This window comes from Vibrio sp. ED002, assembly GCF_023277445.1.
Taxonomy (GTDB): domain Bacteria; phylum Pseudomonadota; class Gammaproteobacteria; order Enterobacterales; family Vibrionaceae; genus Vibrio; species Vibrio jasicida.
On record NZ_CP080238.1, the window covers coordinates 1,803,830 to 1,821,362 of the forward strand.

Sequence of the window (17,533 nt, forward strand, 5' to 3'; positions counted from 1 at the left end):
ATCACATTAAACGACTGAAAAGAATACAACTCTTATGCATGCCGTAGTATGAAATAAATCTGTAATGAAAAACTCATAATGTTCACACTCTTCTTTTATCCCTCGATGAGTGCGGATTCACTCTTTTTTAGGCTAGGTAAGGTTATGAGCGCAGAAAAACTCTATATAGAAAAAGAACTTAGTTGGTTATCTTTCAACGAACGAGTACTACAAGAAGCTGCCGACAAAACCGTCCCTCTCATTGAACGAATTCGATTTCTCGGGATATTTTCCAATAACTTAGATGAATTCTATAAAGTACGCTTTGCGGATGTAAAACGTCGGATCTTGATCAGCCAAGAACGCGGTGGAAGCGACAACTCTAAGCACTTGTTAACAAAGATGCAAACCAAAGCGTTGAAGCTAAACGAACAATTCGATGAATTATACAGTGAATTAATACGTGAAATGGCACGACGTCGGATTTTTTTAGTTAATGAGCACCAATTAGATGACACACAAAAACGTTGGGTAACCAAGTATTTTCGTAAAGAAGTCATGCCGCACATTACCCCTCTTCTTATTAAAGAAGATATTGATGTTCTGCAGTTTCTTAAAGACGAATACGCTTACATTACGGTCGATCTGCAAAAAGGTGATCAATCCCAATACGCTTTAATTGAGATCCCAACCGATCACTTACCTCGCTTTGTTATGTTGCCTGAAAAAAAAGGCAAGCGACGTAAAACGATCATTTTACTCGACAACATTATTCGCTATTGCCTTGATGAACTTTTTAAAGGCTTTTTCGAATACGATGCTCTTAACGGCTATGCGATGAAAATGACCCGTGATGCTGAGTACGACTTGCGTTACGAGGTTGAGTTTAGCCTGCTTGAACAAATGTCTGAAGGGGTGAATCAACGTCTTACCGCCTTACCTGTACGCTTTGTATATGAGCGAGATATGCCGCAAAAGATGCTCGATTTTTTATGCAAAAAACTACAGATTTCTAATTACGACAACCTCATCCCTGGTGGGCGCTATCATAATTTCAAAGACTTTATTGGTTTTCCTAACGTTGGCCGAGATTATTTAGAAAACAAACCGATGCCGCCAATGAAGTGTGCAGACTTTGAGGGCTACGCAAACAGTTTTGAAGCCATCAAAGCCAACGATATACTGCTGCACTACCCTTATCATACCTTTGATCATATTTCAGAATTGGTTCGACAAGCCTCGTTCGATCCTAAAGTCCTAAGCATCAAGATCAACATCTACCGCGTCGCCAAAGACTCGCGTTTGATGAACTCGTTGATCGATGCTGTACATAATGGCAAGGGAGTCACCGTTGTTGTGGAGCTGCAAGCTCGCTTCGATGAAGAAGCGAATATCGAGTGGTCCAAAATACTAACGGAGGCTGGTGTACATGTCGTCTTCGGCGCCCCTGGTCTTAAGATTCACTCCAAGTTACTGCTAATAAGCCGTCGTGAAGACGGAGAGATTGTTCGCTACGCTCACATTGGTACTGGGAACTTTCACGAGAAAACAGCACAAGTGTACACGGACCTTACCTTGCTGACCGCCGATCAAGAACTCACCGATGAGGTACGAAATGTATTTGGCTATATCGAAAATCCATACCGTCCGGTGAAGTTCAATCATTTGATTGTCTCTCCACGAAACTCACGAACACAATTATATCGCTTAATTGACAACGAAATTGCCAATGCCAAATCAGGAAAAAAAGCAGCACTGACCATCAAGGTCAATAACCTCGTCGATAAAGGCATCGTCAATAAACTCTACGGCGCGAGTAATGCTGGAGTAAAAATCAAGATGATCATTCGTGGTATGTGCTCATTGGTCCCAGGCATTGAAGGGGTGAGCGAGAACATTCAGATCATCAGTATCGTCGATCGCTTCCTAGAGCATCCTCGCGTTGTAATTACTCACAATGACGGCGAACCACAGGTGTACATCTCCTCAGCGGACTGGATGACTCGAAATATCGATCATCGAATTGAAGTTGCAGCCCCCGTCCGTGATCCACGTTTGAAACAGAGGATTATTGATATAACTAACATTCACTTTACCGATACAGTAAAAGCTCGCCTGATAGATAAAGAGATGAGTAACAGCTACGTACCGCGAGGTAATCGTAAAAAAGTTCGCTCACAAGTTGCCATCTACGACTATCTTAAAAATATAGAGAAGCAAATAAGAAAACAAAAAACCGATGCCTCAAATACTTGAACAAGATGTACGCCATATCGCTGCAATTGACCTCGGGTCAAACAGTTTCCATATGGTGGTAGCGAAAGTTGTCGGTAGTGATCTTCAACTTGTCAGTCGCCATAAACAACGCGTACGGTTAGCTGCCGGACTCGATTCAGAGCTCAATCTTAGCCATGCAGCAATGGAACGAGGTCTTGAGTGCCTCGCGATGTTCGCCGAACGCTTGCAAGGCTTTGAAGCTTCAAACGTAAGAATTGCAGCCACCCACACTTTAAGGCGTGCTAACAACGCCCATCTCTTTATCCAACGAGCCAAAGAGGTGCTGCCTTTTCCAATTGAAATTATTCCGGGCGAAGAAGAAGCTCGCCTCATCTATCTCGGCGTCGCACATACTCAAGCGGAATCTAACTCCAAACTGGTCGTCGACATCGGTGGCGGCAGTACTGAGATGATCATTGGTCAAGAGTTTGACCCAGAGCTTCTGAACAGCAAGCAAATGGGTTGTGTAAGCTTTACCGAGCAGTTCTTCAATAACGGCAAACTGTCGCGGAAGAACTTCAGCAAAGCGATTCTCGCCGCAGAGCAACGCATGGAGTCCATTGCTGCAAAATACCGCAAGAAAGGCTGGGATATTGCCCTCGGCTCTTCAGGTACTATTAAAGCGATTCGCGAAGTCTTGATTGGATTGGGTCATGAAGATGGGCTGATCACCAACAAGCGTTTGGGTAAGCTCATCGACACATTGTGCGAATTTGAGTCCATTGATGATATCGAGCTTGTTGGTCTGACCGATGAACGCAAGCCAGTCTTTGCCGCTGGTGTAGCCATTTTGTCTGCCATCTTCCAATCACTAAAAATCAACCAGATGTTCTTCTCTGATGGCGCATTACGTGAAGGTCTGCTTTACGAGATGGAAGAACGCTTCGCCCGTTCTGATATTCGTATGCGCACCACAGAAAATCTAGCAAAACAACATCGCGTTGATATCGAACACGCAGCGCGCATAAAAGGTCATGCAAGAGAGATGCTGTGCAATGTTCGTTCTGAACTTGGTATCAAGAAGAAGAGTGAGCTGTTTGATTTACTAGAATGGGCTGCTTTGCTGCATGAAGTCGGCTTGAGCATCAGTCTGCGCGGTTTCCATCGTCACTCATTCTACATTCTGCTGCACTCCAACTTACCCGGCTTTAACCGCGAACAGCAATTGGTATTGGCGACTTTAGCTCGCTTCCAACGTAAATCCCTCAAGCTTAATGAGTTCCCAGAGTTCAATCTCTACAAAGAGAGTGACATCATCAACTTAATTAAGGTTCTGCGTCTAGCCATTGTGGTCAACGGTCAACGCAATGATGATCCGCTGCCTGAGCTGACACTATCGATACAAGAAGATAAGTGGGTACTTACCTGCGTAGAAGAAGATTGGTTGGAGAGTAACAAACTGCTCGGTGCTGATTTGCAGGAAGAACAGCAACGTTGGGAAAGCGCAGGATGGGCATTGAACTTCTAACCACGAACTCAATGAGATAAAGAAAAAGGTCGGCTTATAAACCGACCTTTTTTAATTCCTCTGCAGCGAAATCGGCAGTAATCGGAACATAACCATCTTTCGCAACCAGCGCTTGCCCTTGGGCAGAGAACATAAAGCGAATGAACTCAGCTTCAATTGGGCTTAGCGGGTAATCAGGATGTTTATTCACGTATACATAGAGGTAACGTGATAGTGGGTACTTACCTGAGATGATATTTTCACGCACAGGGCTAACGTAATCTGTGCCTGTTTTCGCAATTGGGACTAAACGAACACCCGCCACGCGATAGCCTACGCCTGAATAACCTACACCACTAATCGTAGATGCAACAGACTGCACCACTGATGCAGATCCCGGTTGCTCGTTCACACGAGTTTTAAAATCACCGCCACACAAGGCATTGCTTTTAAAATAACCGTACGTACCCGATACTGAGTTACGACCAAACAGTTGCAAGTTACGTTTCGCCCACTCGGCTTTGATGCCTAACTCACGCCAGTTGGTGATGAACTCACTTTCGCCACAGCGTAAAGTCGCGGAGAACATCGCATCCAGCTGATGGAAATTAAGCCCTTTGATCGGGTTATCTTGATGTACAAAAATACCAATCGCATCAATCGCAACACGAAGCGCCGTTGGCTTGTAACCATGCACCCGCTCAAATGCTTCGATCTCACGCATACGCATTGAGCGACTCATTGGACCGAATTGAGCAGTTTGTTCTGTTAACGCCGGCGGCGCAGTCGATGAGCCAGAAGCTTGCACCTGAGCATTAATATTCGGGTAGATAGATTTAAACTCTTCCACCCAAAGCGTGGTCATGCCCGCTAGCGTATCCGAGCCGACAGACAATAAGTTGCCCGCTATACCAGTCGTCTTTTGATAATTCGGCAGCGGTTTATCTTGTGCAACAGCCACGCAGGAAAGCATCAACGTGGCGAGAGTGATTTTCTTGATAGCTTTGGATACAACACTCATTACTTCACCACCAAACGACTTGGTAGGATGAAGGAGAACTTACTGCCGACACCAACTTCACTGTAGATTTCGAGGTGAGAGTCATGGTGGCTCAATGCGTGCTTCACGATGGCCAAACCGAGACCACTGCCCCCCGTATCACGAGAGCGTGCTTTATCCACGCGATAGAAACGTTCGGTCAATCGATGTAAGTGTTGTGGCTCAATACCATCACCGCTGTCTTCAACCTCTAGACAAGCACCTTGTGCGGTTTGATACCAACGGACATTAACGTGAGCACCTGGAGGGGTGTACTTCACCGCGTTGTAAACCAAGTTGGAGATAGCACTGCGTAACTGGTCATCATCACCAAGGACACGTAAGCTAGAATCAACATCGAAAGTCAACTGGTGCTGATCATCACCACTCAAACTGACCGCTTCTTTCTCAAGCACTTCTAACATACTTGGTACGTTCACAACGTCTTCTAGCTCATGCATTGGCGCCGCTTCGATCTTAGACAGCGTTAATAACTGGTTCACCAAACTGTTCATTCGGTTTAGCTGCTCGGTCATTACACCATGTGCTTTACTCCACATTGGACCAACGATCATGTCTGGATCTTCCGTCATCTCTAAATAGCCTTGCAGTACCGTCATAGGGGTACGCAGTTCATGAGATACGTTAGCGAAAAAGTTACGGCGCATACCTTCAAGCTGTTTAAGCTGGCTCACATCACGTACCACCATCAAATGTTCGCCTTCGGTGTAAGGCACGATACGCAATTCCAACATACGTTCGACGTTGAGCGGCGAGCGCATTTCTAGCGGCTCAGAGAAATCTTGCTTGTTGATGTACTTGATAAAATCAGGAGTACGGATGAGATTAGAAATAGGCTGTCCAGAATCTTCTGGCCAGTGGAATCCTAAAAGGTGCTGAGCAAGCTTGTTACACCACACAATATTGCCTTCAGCACGAAAAACCACTACCGCATCCGGTAGCGATTCAGCACCATTACGGAAACGGCGAATTAAATTGGTGAGCTCTTTACGTTTTCGACGCTGACGTTGTTGTAAGCGGTATAAACCGTTAAACAAAGATTCCCAGTTACCACTACCTGATGGTGGGGTCAGACGCTTTTCATCCCATAACCAAGCCGATAAGCGAACCTGATTATGCAGATGCCAAACAAGCTGCAAAGCCGTGGCCGCCAGAAGCAACCACGGCATATAACCGAATATCCATCCTATGATCACCCAAGGGGTGTAAAAAAAAGCCAGCTCCCAGGCCAGCTTTTTCCAAGTTAATCTTTCAACCACTCATTACTCCAGAAATGGTATTGATAAGCTGCTAGCGATGTTATGCCTTCGTCGAGAAACGGTAACCTGCACCACGAACGGTTTGGATGAGTTTGTCGTGACCTGCCGCTTCAAGTGCTTTACGCAAGCGACGAATGTGTACGTCAACGGTACGGTCTTCAACATACACGTTGGTGCCCCAAACGTTATTTAGCAGTTGTTCACGACTGTAAACGCGCTCTTGGTGCGTCATAAAGAAGTGCAGCATTTTGAACTCTGTTGGTCCCATATCAACCGCTTCATTATTTGCGGTCACGCGGTGAGAAACAGGGTCCAACTTCAGACCTTGTACATCAATCACATCTTCAAGCGCTGTTGGCGTTACTCGGCGAATAACCGCTTTAAGGCGAGCCACTAACTCTTTTGGTGAAAAAGGCTTAGTGATGTAATCGTCTGCACCAACTTCAAGGCCACGAACCTTGTCTTCTTCCTCACCGCGAGCTGTTAGCATTACGACAGGAATATTGCGCGTTAACTCTTCACGCTTCATGTGTTTGATGAAGTTGATGCCACTACCACCAGGTAACATCCAATCTAGTAGCACTAAATCTGGGAAGGGTTCAGCCAGTTTAGTTACCGCAGTATCATAATCTTCTGCTTCTACTGCTTGATAACCTTTCTGTTCAAGCACAAAGCACAACATTTCGCGAATTGGAGCTTCGTCTTCAACAACCAGAATCCTTCTAGACATAATTGAGTAACCTTATGTTAGTTAAGCTAATGAATTTAAGAGACCAAGCGCCCCTCTATGCATAAGCATTATTACCATCAATTATGACACTTTTGTGACCTTTGAAAACAAATTTTCATATAAGTTTCTTTTGAGATTCATCATGATCTTTTTCAATTCTATTAGGACATCAGTCGGAAAATTCCCTATGATTAGTCCCTTGTCATCAAGCCTAGAGAAGATTTATGTGGTTTAAAAACTGTCTGGTATACCGTGTTAACCGTGAGGTTAGCTTCAACGCCGATCAACTAGAAACTCAACTAGCCGAGTTCCGATTTACCCCTTGTGGCAGCCAAGATAAACAAAAATTTGGTTGGGTTAGTGCAATGGGCAGACACGGCGACATGATGACGCACGTTTCTGAAAACCGCATTCTTGTTTGCGCTAAGAAAGAAGAGAAAATGCTTCCTGCATCAGTGATCAAAGATTCATTGAATGCCAAAGTTGAAGCAATGGAAGCGCAAGAAGGTCGCCCACTCAAGAAGAAAGAGAAGGACAACCTCAAAGATGACATCGTGATGGATCTACTACCACGCGCATTTAGCCGCAGTAGCCATACTCACGTGCTTATCATGCCAAAAGAAGGCTTCATCCTTGTTGATGCAAGCAGCTATAAAAAAGCAGAAGATGTATTGGCACTATTACGTAAAACAATGGGTAGCCTACCTGTTGTGCCTGCAATCCCTGAAGTCGCGATTGAAACGACCTTGACTGAATGGGTGAAAACTGGCGACACGCCACAAGGCATTTCTATGATGGACGAAGCTGAGCTTAAGTCTGTGCTAGAAGAAGGCGGTGTGATTCGTTGTAAGAAGCAAGAACTGACAACTGATGAAATCCGCAACCACATCGCAGCGGATAAGGTGGTGACTAAGCTAGCACTGAACTGGCAAGATCGTATCGAATTCATCATGGCAGAAGATTCTGGCATCAAACGTCTGAAGTTCTCTGACGAACTTAAAGATCAAAACGACGATATCCCGCGTGAAGATCAAGCAGCTCGCTTCGATGCAGACTTCTCTCTGATGTGTGGCGAGTTCAGCGCTTTCCTACCAAATCTATACGAAGCATTGGGCGGTCTGCCAAACCCTAATGCTTAATTTCGTACAAAGATTAACCATAACGCCCTCACTTTTTTTGAGGGCGTTTGTTTATCTAAACCATAATTCTCCTAGTCACAGGTCACATTTTGACGTAAAATTTGCGCCCCATTTCCATGAGGTGGAATTGGCCTGACTTGTGATCAGATATAAGAGAATTGAGCAATGACAACAGAGAAAGTATTCGTACCTGAGCTACTATCCCCAGCAGGTAGCCTTAAAAATATGCGTTACGCATTCGCCTACGGCGCAGATGCAGTTTACGCAGGCCAACCTCGCTACAGCCTTCGCGTACGTAACAACGAGTTCAACCACGAAAACCTACAAATTGGTATCAACGAAGCGCATGCCCTAGGCAAAAAGCTTTACGTGGTATGTAACATCCAACCGCACAACTCTAAGCTTAAAACTTTCATCCGCGACCTTAAACCTGTGGTAGAAATGGGCCCAGACGCACTTATCATGTCTGATCCAGGTCTTATCATGATGGTTCGCGAAGCGTTCCCAGAAATGCCAATTCACCTGTCTGTACAGGCGAACGCAGTAAACTGGGCAACTGTGAAGTTCTGGGCTGCTAACGGTGTTGAGCGTGTGATTGTTTCTCGTGAGCTTTCTCTAGAAGAAATCGAAGAAATTCGTGAGCACTGTCCTGAAACTGAATTAGAAGTTTTCGTTCACGGTGCCCTATGCATGGCTTACTCTGGTCGTTGCCTACTGTCTGGTTACATCAACAAACGTGACCCTAACCAAGGTACTTGTACTAACGCATGCCGTTGGGAATACAAAGTAGAAGAAGGCAAAGAAAACGACACTGGCGATATAGTAGAAAAATTTGACCCAACGGAAGCGCAAGCAATCGAAGTCGCTGACGAGCGTCCTGAAACAACCATCGGTCGCGGCAAACCAACCGATGAAGTCGTTCTGCTTTCTGAAGCGCATCGCCCTGAAGAAAAAATGGCAGCGTTCGAAGACGAGCATGGTACTTACATCATGAACTCGAAAGATCTTCGCGCAATCCAACACGTTGAACGCCTAACTAAGATGGGCGTTCATTCATTGAAGATCGAAGGCCGTACTAAGTCGTTCTACTACTGTGCTCGTACTGCACAGGTTTACCGTAAAGCAATCGATGATGCGGTCGCTGGTAAGCCATTCGATGAAAGCCTAATGGGCACATTGGAGAGCCTAGCTCACCGTGGTTACACAGAAGGCTTCCTACGTCGCCACACTCACGACAGCTACCAAAACTATGACTACGGCTACTCTGTATCAGATGCTCAGCAATTCGTTGGTGAGTTCACAGGTAAGCGCCGTGGTGACATGGTAGAAGTAGAAGTTAAGAATAAGTTCATCGTTGGTGACAGCCTAGAGCTAATGACGCCAAAAGGTAACGTAATCTTTACGCTAGAAGCGATGGAAAACCGTAAGTCAGAATCAATTGAAGACGCAAAAGGTAACGGCCACTTCGTATTTATCCCAGTTCCAGAAGACATGGATCTAGAATACGGTCTGTTGATGCGTAACTTAAATGCAGGTCAGGATACCCGTAACCCAACTGGTAAGTAATCATGGCACTACTTATTACCGATAAGTGCATCAACTGCGACATGTGTGACCCAGAATGCCCTAACGGTGCAATTACTATGGGTGACAGTATTTTCGAGATTGACCCTGCTCTATGTACAGAGTGTAAAGGTCACTACGAAAAGCCAACATGTCAGTCGGTGTGTCCTATTACAAAATGCATTATTACCGACCCAAATCATGTCGAGACTGAAGAGCAATTGCTAGAGAAGTTTGTGATTATTCAAGGGTTAGCGTAATCGAAAGAGGTTCAACTTTGCCGACAAAGTTGAACCTTTTTTTAACCCGATTTTTCGATAGGATAGATATTACAAAACAGCTCTTTCTCGAAGTGATACTCTAACCTCTCACGCCAATTTTCAGCTTGCGAGACAGGGATCAGATAAAAGTTCTCCCTACTTGTATCAGTAACGAAAGCCATTCCATATTGCATCAGCTCGTAATGCACGTCATTAACAAAGCCTGGGTCAAGGCGTTGGCGCCCAGTCAGGTGATTAACATCCTCTCGAGTCAAAAAGACTCCTTTAGTATCACTGCTAAATCTGTGTCTTAACCACTCTGCAAACTCTTTTGCACAAATCATAGTCATGGTTTTATCCTTGATTAACTCTCGATGGGAAAAGCCTCCTTACCCACCTCAATACACTTGTCTGCGTTGTCGTTTGTCTTTCACCAACCAACAGACATATTGCTAAGAAATCAGAGAATCGCGACGAAAAGATCTTTCTTAATATGAGTTGCCACAACATTTTAAAATAATGCAACTCTTTGTTTATATAAGATTTCTATAATATGCCACAAAAACCTAAAGGTCAGTTTTTGTACTGGTATTATTCACTGTAGACAAAAGTATGATCTTTCTCCAGTTTCATAATAGAGATCCAGAGAAAGCATATTTGGTATTTCGTTGGTAGGACACACCACTTATTTCTGCGTAATGAGCGGCTGACATTGTGTTGGCAGTATCTTTTTCTTCTTCGGTTTAGGCGTTACCTTAGTTTTTTTGGTCACAGGTGGAGGCGTTGCTTTCGGCTTCCAACTTGCTAACTCTGCTCCACAGCCATCTCCTGCAGGTGGTGGCGCTTGGTTAACACAATTAGAGCTCGACTCAGGGCAAGTTAATCTCACGTGGAAGTGGTAATGATGCCCCCACCAAGGCCGAACCTTACGTAACCAATTTCGGTCTTTCTCACCTTCTTGCTTACATAACTGCTCTTTAATCACTGGATGAACAAAGATACGAGCAACATCTTGACTCTTCGCGGCACTTCGAATCAGTTCAAAGTGCCTATCTTCCCAACGGTGTTCTAGAATCTTGTATTTTTTAAGATCTACGACACTCATGGGTTTCGGAAGTTGAAGCTCATTATAAGAAAGCGGTTCATCGGCCAATCGCAGCCAAATATCAATATCTAGGCCAGTTTGATGACTAGAGTGGCCAGAAGAAAAACGTCCACCACGAGCTAGGGATAAGTCCCCAATAAGTAACGTTGTGTTGAGATCTTTACTGGTTTTTTTCGCTAACTCTTCAACAAAGCTTATTGTATGAGGATGCCCATAGTAACGCTTCGTTTTACTGCGTAAAACCTGATAACCAACACCATCAAGCGGGAGAGGAGAAGCACCATCTAAACAGCCATTCGCATAACTGCCGATAGAAGAGGATGTGTTATGTGTGGGACCAAAGACCTGCTCCCACGGAGTAGCAGAAAGAGAAGCTGAGAATAGAAAACTTAAACAAAAAGAAAGACTCGGCTTCATCACGCTCATTCCTTAATAGTGGTCACCATTATCATAGTAGCCTTTGGGAGAGAGTGCAGAGAAAATTACCGCAACATCGATATCTTCACCGGCAATACCACGAACTTGCTCAGTAATCGCTTTAGCCACTTTATTCTGAGTCTCTTGCCCACGGTCAAACCACAGAACTTCAACAAAAGGATATGCACTGCTTACTTCACCTTCACTGAAGAAAGTACTGTAGATGTATTCAAACGTGAAGTCTTCACGAGGACATTCCATTAATGGCTGTAATTCGTCAGTAAGAGGCTTTGATAAAGCTTGAACGGTTTGAGGCTCTACTGCGCGAAATCGAAGATGTGGCATAACATAACTTCCTAATTATTAGAATTCAGCGCCGATAATAACAGGAAGTCACCTTCTAATCACGTTGAGCACTAGCTATGCACTACAAAATAGCACACATACCGCGAGACATAAGCATGACTGACAATTTGAGGGAGAGGCAGAAGCAGAAAAGTGATAAAACGAAAAAGGCTCTAGCATTTCTGCTAGAGCCTTAAATATGGCAGGGGTGGAGAGATTCGAACTCCCAACACGCGGATTTGGAATCCGCTGCTCTGCCAATTGGAGCTACACCCCTGTAGTTCGTGTTTAGTGAGACGACTCTCGGAATAAGTGGCGGAGCGGACGGGACTCGAACCCGCGACCCCCGGCGTGACAGGCCGGTATTCTAACCAACTGAACTACCGCTCCGCACTGGTTAGACATTTAAGTCTAAATTTAAAGCCTGGCGATGTCCTACTCTCACATGGGGAAACCCCACACTACCATCGGCGCTAATTCGTTTCACTTCTGAGTTCGGAATGGAAGTCAGGTGGGTCCAAATCGCTATGGTCGCCAAGCAAATTCTTTAATTCGGAAAACTGATTTTAAGTTCTATTTATACACATTCAATCGTTCTTGCATTGAGTCCATCAAAACCCCTTGGGTGTTGTATGGTTAAGCCTCACGGGCAATTAGTACAGGTTAGCTCAACGCCTCACAACGCTTACACACCCTGCCTATCAACGTTCTAGTCTCGAACAACCCTTTAGGATACTTAAAGTATCAGGGAAGACTCATCTCAGGGCTCGCTTCCCGCTTAGATGCTTTCAGCGGTTATCGATTCCGAACTTAGCTACCGGGCAATGCGTCTGGCGACACAACCCGAACACCAGAGGTTCGTCCACTCCGGTCCTCTCGTACTAGGAGCAGCCCCCTTCAATCTTCCAACGCCCACGGCAGATAGGGACCGAACTGTCTCACGACGTTCTAAACCCAGCTCGCGTACCACTTTAAATGGCGAACAGCCATACCCTTGAATCGACTTCAGCCCCAGGATGTGATGAGCCGACATCGAGGTGCCAAACACCGCCGTCGATATGAACTCTTGGGCGGTATCAGCCTGTTATCCCCGGAGTACCTTTTATCCGTTGAGCGATTACTCTTCCATACAGAACCACCGGATCACTATGACCTGCTTTCGCACCTGCTCGAATTGTCATTCTCGCAGTCAAGCGGGCTTATGCCATTGCACTAACCTCACGATGTCCAACCGTGATTAGCCCACCTTCGTGCTCCTCCGTTACTCTTTGGGAGGAGACCGCCCCAGTCAAACTACCCACCAGGCACTGTCCGCAACCCCGATAAGGGGTCGACGTTAGAACATCAACACTACAAGGGTGGTATTTCAAGGACGGCTCCACACAATCTAGCGACTGTGCTTCAAAGCCTCCCACCTATCCTACACATGTAGGGTCAATGTTCAGTGCCAAGCTGTAGTAAAGGTTCACGGGGTCTTTCCGTCTAGCCGCGGGTACACTGCATCTTCACAGCGATTTCAATTTCACTGAGTCTCGGGTGGAGACAGCGTGGCCATCATTACGCCATTCGTGCAGGTCGGAACTTACCCGACAAGGAATTTCGCTACCTTAGGACCGTTATAGTTACGGCCGCCGTTTACCGGGGCTTCGATCAAGAGCTTCGACCGAAGTCTAACCCCATCAATTAACCTTCCGGCACCGGGCAGGCGTCACACCGTATACGTCATCTTACGATTTTGCACAGTGCTGTGTTTTTAATAAACAGTTGCAGCCACCTGGTATCTGCGACTCTCGTCAGCTCCATCCGCAAGGGACTTCACCATCAAGAGCGTACCTTCTCCCGAAGTTACGGTACCATTTTGCCTAGTTCCTTCACCCGAGTTCTCTCAAGCGCCTTGGTATTCTCTACCCGACCACCTGTGTCGGTTTGGGGTACGATTCCTTACAATCTGAAGCTTAGAGGCTTTTCCTGGAAGCATGGCATCAATGACTTCACTACCGTAGTAGCTCGACGTCGTGTCTCAGCCTTAAGAAGAGCCGGATTTACCTAACTCTTCAGCCTACGCACTTGAACCTGGACAACCGTCGCCAGTACTCACCTAGCCTTCTCCGTCCCCCCATCGCAATTGTAAGAAGTACGGGAATATTAACCCGTTTCCCATCGACTACGCCTTTCGGCCTCGCCTTAGGGGTCGACTTACCCTGCCCCGATTAACGTTGGACAGGAACCCTTGGTCTTCCGGCGAGGAGGTTTTTCACCCCTTTATCGTTACTCATGTCAGCATTCGCACTTCTGATACCTCCAGCATGCTTTACAACACACCTTCAACGGCTTACAGAACGCTTCCCTACCCAATGAAGTAAAACTTCATTGCCGCAGCTTCGGTTTATTACTTAGCCCCGTTACATCTTCCGCGCAGGCCGACTCGACCAGTGAGCTATTACGCTTTCTTTAAATGATGGCTGCTTCTAAGCCAACATCCTGGCTGTCTGAGCCTTCCCACATCGTTTCCCACTTAGTAATAATTTGGAATCTTAGCTGGCGGTCTGGGTTGTTTCCCTCTCCACGACGGACGTTAGCACCCGCCGTGTGTCTCCCGGATAGTACTTACTGGTATTCGGAGTTTGCAAAGGGTTGGTAAGTCGGGATGACCCCTAGCCTTAACAGTGCTCTACCCCCAGTAGTATTCGTCCGAGGCGCTACCTAAATAGCTTTCGGGGAGAACCAGCTATCTCCAGGTTTGATTGGCCTTTCACCCCTAGCCACAAGTCATCCGCTAATTTTTCAACATTAGTCGGTTCTATCCTCCAATTGATGTTACTCAATCTTCAACCTGCCCATGGCTAGATCACCTGGTTTCGGGTCTATATCCAGCGACTAAGTCGCGCAGTTAACACTCGCTTTCGCTACGGCTCCCCAGATGGTTAACCTTGCCACTGAATATAAGTCGCTGACCCATTATACAAAAGGTACGCAGTCACACCACGAAGGTGCTCCTACTGCTTGTACGTACACGGTTTCAGGTTCTATTTCACTCCCTCACAGGGGTTCTTTTCGCCTTTCCCTCACGGTACTGGTTCACTATCGGTCAGTCAGTAGTATTTAGCCTTGGAGGATGCACCCCCATATTCAGACAGGATATCACGTGTCCCGCCCTACTCGATTTCACTGAATGTGCGTTGTCAACTACGGGGCTATCACCCTTTATTGCCGGACTTTCCAGACCGTTCGTCTAACGCATATAAAGCTTAGGGGCTAGTCCAATTTCGCTCGCCGCTACTTTCGGAATCTCGGTTGATTTCTTTCCTCGGGGTACTTAGATGTTTCAGTTCCCCGGTTCGCCTCGCTGCGCTATGTATTCACGCAGCGATACTAGCTTATGCTAGTGGGTTTCCCCATTCGGAAATCCCAGACTCAAGTGGTTTTTACTACCTAATCTGGGCTTATCGCAAGTTAATACGTCCTTCATCGCCTCTGACTGCCAAGGCATCCACCGTGTACGCTTAGTCACTTAACCATACAACCCGAAGGAGTTTCGAGTTGATGTTCAAATCACCAAAGTTGTCTCTCATTATTTGAATGAGCGAGAGACATTTCGATTTTGCCGGACTCAATTTCGAATAATCACTTTAAAAGTGATATTCCCAAGAACACTTGAATGTGTTTTTTGGTGTTTGTCATAAAGACAAACATTGAGAACTTTACAAGTAATCTTAAAGATTACTTTGTCAGCTTTCCAAATTGTTAAAGAGCTAATCACTTCTTATGAAGTAACCATTTTTAAAAACTCTCAAGAGAGAATGTTTAAAGATGGTATCCCGTAGGGGAGTCGAACCCCTGTTACCGCCGTGAAAGGGCGGTGTCCTAGGCCTCTAGACGAACGGGACACTGTAAGCTTGTTTTGCTAAAAGCAGAAACAATATAGCTAGTGGTGGAGCTAATCGGGATCGAACCGATGACCTCTTCGCTGCCAGCGAAGCGCTCTCCCAGCTGAGCTATAGCCCCACATAAAATCGCTTCAGCATTTTATGCAGAACCAATCTTTTGCTCTGAAATTTAAACCATATCAATCTGTGTGGACACTCATCGTGAGTAATCATCGTATAAGGAGGTGATCCAGCGCCAGGTTCCCCTAGCGCTACCTTGTTACGACTTCACCCCAGTCATGAACCACAAAGTGGTAAGCGTCCTCCCGAAGGTTAAACTACCTACTTCTTTTGCAGCCCACTCCCATGGTGTGACGGGCGGTGTGTACAAGGCCCGGGAACGTATTCACCGTGGCATTCTGATCCACGATTACTAGCGATTCCGACTTCATGGAGTCGAGTTGCAGACTCCAATCCGGACTACGACGCACTTTTTGGGATTCGCTCACTATCGCTAGCTTGCTGCCCTCTGTATGCGCCATTGTAGCACGTGTGTAGCCCTACTCGTAAGGCCATGATGACTTGACGTCGTCCCCACCTTCCTCCGGTTTATCACCGGCAGTCTCCCTGGAGTTCCCGACATTACTCGCTGGCAAACAAGGATAAGGGTTGCGCTCGTTGCGGGACTTAACCCAACATTTCACAACACGAGCTGACGACAGCCATGCAGCACCTGTCTCAGAGTTCCCGAAGGCACCAATTCATCTCTGAAAAGTTCTCTGGATGTCAAGAGTAGGTAAGGTTCTTCGCGTTGCATCGAATTAAACCACATGCTCCACCGCTTGTGCAGCCTCGTCAATTCATTTGAGTTTTAATCTTGCGACCGTACTCCCCAGGCGGTCTACTTAACGCGTTAGCTCCGAAAGCCACGGCTCAAGGCCACAACCTCCAAGTAGACATCGTTTACGGCGTGGACTACCAGGGTATCTAATCCTGTTTGCTCCCCACGCTTTCGCATCTGAGTGTCAGTATCTGTCCAGAGCCGCCTTCGCCACCGGTATTCCTTCAGATCTCTACGCATTTCACCGCTACACCTGAAATTCTACCCCCCTCTACAGTACTCTAGTCTGCCAGTTTCAAATGCTATTCCGAGGTTGAGCCCCGGGCTTTCACATCTGACTTAACAAACCACCTGCATGCGCTTTACGCCCAGTAATTCCGATTAACGCTCGCACCCTCCGTATTACCGCGGCTGCTGGCACGGAGTTAGCCGGTGCTTCTTCTGTCGCTAACGTCAAGTAATGCAGCTATTAACTACACCACCTTCCTCACGACTGAAAGTGCTTTACAACCCGAAGGCCTTCTTCACACACGCGGCATGGCTGCATCAGGCTTGCGCCCATTGTGCAATATTCCCCACTGCTGCCTCCCGTAGGAGTCTGGACCGTGTCTCAGTTCCAGTGTGGCTGATCATCCTCTCAGACCAGCTAGGGATCGTCGCCTTGGTGAGCCATTACCTCACCAACTAGCTAATCCCACCTAGGCATATCCTGACGCGAGAGGCCTGAAGATCCCCTCTTTACTCGTAGGCATCATGCGGTATTAGCCATCGTTTCCAATGGTTATCCCCACATCAGGGCAATTTCCTAGGCATTACTCACCCGTCCGCCGCTCGACGCCCTTAACGTCCCCCGAAGGTTCAGTTAAGTCGTTTCCGCTCGACTTGCATGTGTTAGGCCTGCCGCCAGCGTTCAATCTGAGCCATGATCAAACTCTTCAATTTAAGATTTTGTTCGGCTCAACGAATACTGACTTCAAAACTCATCCTTACTCGAAAGTAAGAAGTAATTTTAAAGCTATTACCATTCCAACAGAATGATAATGAATTGACTGTGCCAAGTCTTGCGACTTGATTGGTCACTCAGTTCATTGAAACCTAATTTGAAACCGCTCTTTATTAAGAGAAATTTCTAATTGGATTATCATCAACGAGTGCCCACACAGATTGATAGGTTCTTATTTTTAAAGAGCACACTCTGAAGTTCTCTTCAAAGTGGACGGCCATTTTAGCGAGATAACTTATCGT

11 protein-coding genes, 4 tRNA genes and 3 rRNA genes are annotated in these 17,533 nt (G+C 46.2%); 5 read left to right on the top strand and 13 right to left on the bottom strand.

The window, feature by feature from the left end; all coding sequences use genetic code 11:
- Positions 1-144: 144 nt before the first annotated feature.
- Positions 145-2,235 (top strand): polyphosphate kinase 1, encoded by a 2,091-nt coding sequence (ppk1, locus tag ITG12_RS08345; protein ID WP_042603100.1) that lies wholly within the window; start codon positions 145-147, stop codon positions 2,233-2,235.
- Complete coding sequence (gene ppx / locus ITG12_RS08350; protein ID WP_248873939.1) at positions 2,219-3,724, top strand: exopolyphosphatase; 1,506 nt, start codon at positions 2,219-2,221, stop codon at positions 3,722-3,724. Before ppk1 ends, ppx begins: the two co-directional genes overlap by 17 nt.
- A gap of 34 nt (positions 3,725-3,758) precedes the next feature.
- Here the strand turns inward: ppx and ITG12_RS08355 are convergent, their stop codons facing one another.
- Genes ITG12_RS08355 through phoB form a run of 3 tightly spaced genes read right to left on the bottom strand, consistent with a single transcriptional unit; the run spans position 3,759 to position 6,752 of the window.
- Complete coding sequence (locus ITG12_RS08355) at positions 3,759-4,724, bottom strand: phosphate ABC transporter substrate-binding protein PstS family protein (RefSeq protein WP_029789222.1); 966 nt, start codon at positions 4,722-4,724, stop codon at positions 3,759-3,761.
- Positions 4,724-6,022: a phosphate regulon sensor histidine kinase PhoR gene (gene phoR / locus ITG12_RS08360; protein ID WP_039977028.1), complete on the bottom strand. Its 1,299-nt coding sequence runs from the start codon at positions 6,020-6,022 to the stop codon at positions 4,724-4,726. The genes ITG12_RS08355 and phoR overlap by 1 nt, the downstream gene beginning before the upstream one ends.
- A gap of 40 nt (positions 6,023-6,062) precedes the next feature.
- Positions 6,063-6,752, bottom strand: a complete 690-nt coding sequence (phoB, locus tag ITG12_RS08365) for a phosphate regulon transcriptional regulator PhoB (protein ID WP_038869529.1) — start codon at positions 6,750-6,752, stop codon at positions 6,063-6,065.
- Between the two features lie 224 nt (positions 6,753-6,976).
- Here phoB and rdgC point away from each other — a divergent pair, with 224 nt between their 5' ends.
- The 3 genes from rdgC to ITG12_RS08380 all read left to right on the top strand — a co-directional run bounded on the left by rdgC (position 6,977) and on the right by ITG12_RS08380 (position 9,714).
- Positions 6,977-7,891 (top strand): recombination-associated protein RdgC, encoded by a 915-nt coding sequence (gene rdgC / locus ITG12_RS08370; RefSeq protein WP_248873940.1) that lies wholly within the window; start codon positions 6,977-6,979, stop codon positions 7,889-7,891.
- A gap of 165 nt (positions 7,892-8,056) precedes the next feature.
- The gene (gene yegQ / locus ITG12_RS08375) at positions 8,057-9,457 is read left to right on the top strand and encodes a tRNA 5-hydroxyuridine modification protein YegQ (RefSeq protein WP_039977030.1); all 1,401 of its coding nucleotides are present in this window, start codon (positions 8,057-8,059) and stop codon (positions 9,455-9,457) included.
- 2 nt (positions 9,458-9,459) lie between these two features.
- Positions 9,460-9,714 (top strand): YfhL family 4Fe-4S dicluster ferredoxin, encoded by a 255-nt coding sequence (locus ITG12_RS08380; protein ID WP_005445273.1) that lies wholly within the window; start codon positions 9,460-9,462, stop codon positions 9,712-9,714.
- Positions 9,715-9,755: 41 nt separating this feature from the next.
- Here ITG12_RS08380 and ITG12_RS08385 read toward each other — a convergent pair whose 3' ends face one another.
- The 10 genes from ITG12_RS08385 to ITG12_RS08430 form a co-directional block, all read right to left on the bottom strand.
- The gene (locus ITG12_RS08385; protein WP_009705551.1) at positions 9,756-10,064 is read right to left on the bottom strand and encodes a hypothetical protein; all 309 of its coding nucleotides are present in this window, start codon (positions 10,062-10,064) and stop codon (positions 9,756-9,758) included.
- Positions 10,065-10,399: 335 nt separating this feature from the next.
- Positions 10,400-11,236, bottom strand: coding sequence for a penicillin-insensitive murein endopeptidase (mepA, locus tag ITG12_RS08390; RefSeq protein ID WP_248873956.1), 837 nt, complete (start codon positions 11,234-11,236; stop codon positions 10,400-10,402).
- A gap of 12 nt (positions 11,237-11,248) precedes the next feature.
- Positions 11,249-11,581 carry a DUF1904 domain-containing protein gene (locus ITG12_RS08395; RefSeq protein WP_038869523.1) on the bottom strand — a complete coding sequence of 111 codons (333 nt, stop codon included), beginning with the start codon at positions 11,579-11,581 and terminating at the stop codon, positions 11,249-11,251.
- A gap of 200 nt (positions 11,582-11,781) precedes the next feature.
- Positions 11,782-11,858, bottom strand: a tRNA-Trp gene (locus ITG12_RS08400).
- A gap of 36 nt (positions 11,859-11,894) precedes the next feature.
- A tRNA-Asp gene (locus tag ITG12_RS08405) sits at positions 11,895-11,971 on the bottom strand.
- 32 nt (positions 11,972-12,003) lie between these two features.
- Positions 12,004-12,120, bottom strand: a 5S ribosomal RNA gene (gene rrf / locus ITG12_RS08410).
- Positions 12,121-12,213: 93 nt separating this feature from the next.
- Positions 12,214-15,098: ribosomal RNA gene (locus ITG12_RS08415) — 23S ribosomal RNA — on the bottom strand.
- Positions 15,099-15,392: 294 nt separating this feature from the next.
- Positions 15,393-15,468, bottom strand: a tRNA-Glu gene (locus ITG12_RS08420).
- Between the two features lie 42 nt (positions 15,469-15,510).
- Positions 15,511-15,586 (bottom strand) — tRNA-Ala (locus ITG12_RS08425).
- A 99-nt stretch (positions 15,587-15,685) separates the two neighbouring features.
- Positions 15,686-17,230: ribosomal RNA gene (locus ITG12_RS08430) — 16S ribosomal RNA — on the bottom strand.
- Together the 16S, 23S and 5S rRNA genes with 4 tRNA genes alongside form the textbook arrangement of a ribosomal RNA operon.
- Between the last annotated feature and the right edge of the window lie 303 nt (positions 17,231-17,533).

Coding starts and splice junctions, on each gene's coding strand:
- ppk1 (WP_042603100.1), top strand. CDS start 145: ATGAGCGCAGAAAAACTCTATATAGAAAAAGAACTTAGTTGGTTATCT.
- ppx (WP_248873939.1), top strand. CDS start 2,219: ATGCCTCAAATACTTGAACAAGATGTACGCCATATCGCTGCAATTGAC.
- ITG12_RS08355 (WP_029789222.1), bottom strand. CDS start 4,724: ATGAGTGTTGTATCCAAAGCTATCAAGAAAATCACTCTCGCCACGTTG.
- phoB (WP_038869529.1), bottom strand. CDS start 6,752: ATGTCTAGAAGGATTCTGGTTGTTGAAGACGAAGCTCCAATTCGCGAA.
- rdgC (WP_248873940.1), top strand. CDS start 6,977: ATGTGGTTTAAAAACTGTCTGGTATACCGTGTTAACCGTGAGGTTAGC.
- yegQ (WP_039977030.1), top strand. CDS start 8,057: ATGACAACAGAGAAAGTATTCGTACCTGAGCTACTATCCCCAGCAGGT.
- ITG12_RS08380 (WP_005445273.1), top strand. CDS start 9,460: ATGGCACTACTTATTACCGATAAGTGCATCAACTGCGACATGTGTGAC.
- ITG12_RS08385 (WP_009705551.1), bottom strand. CDS start 10,064: ATGACTATGATTTGTGCAAAAGAGTTTGCAGAGTGGTTAAGACACAGA.
- mepA (WP_248873956.1), bottom strand. CDS start 11,236: ATGAAGCCGAGTCTTTCTTTTTGTTTAAGTTTTCTATTCTCAGCTTCT.
- ITG12_RS08395 (WP_038869523.1), bottom strand. CDS start 11,581: ATGCCACATCTTCGATTTCGCGCAGTAGAGCCTCAAACCGTTCAAGCT.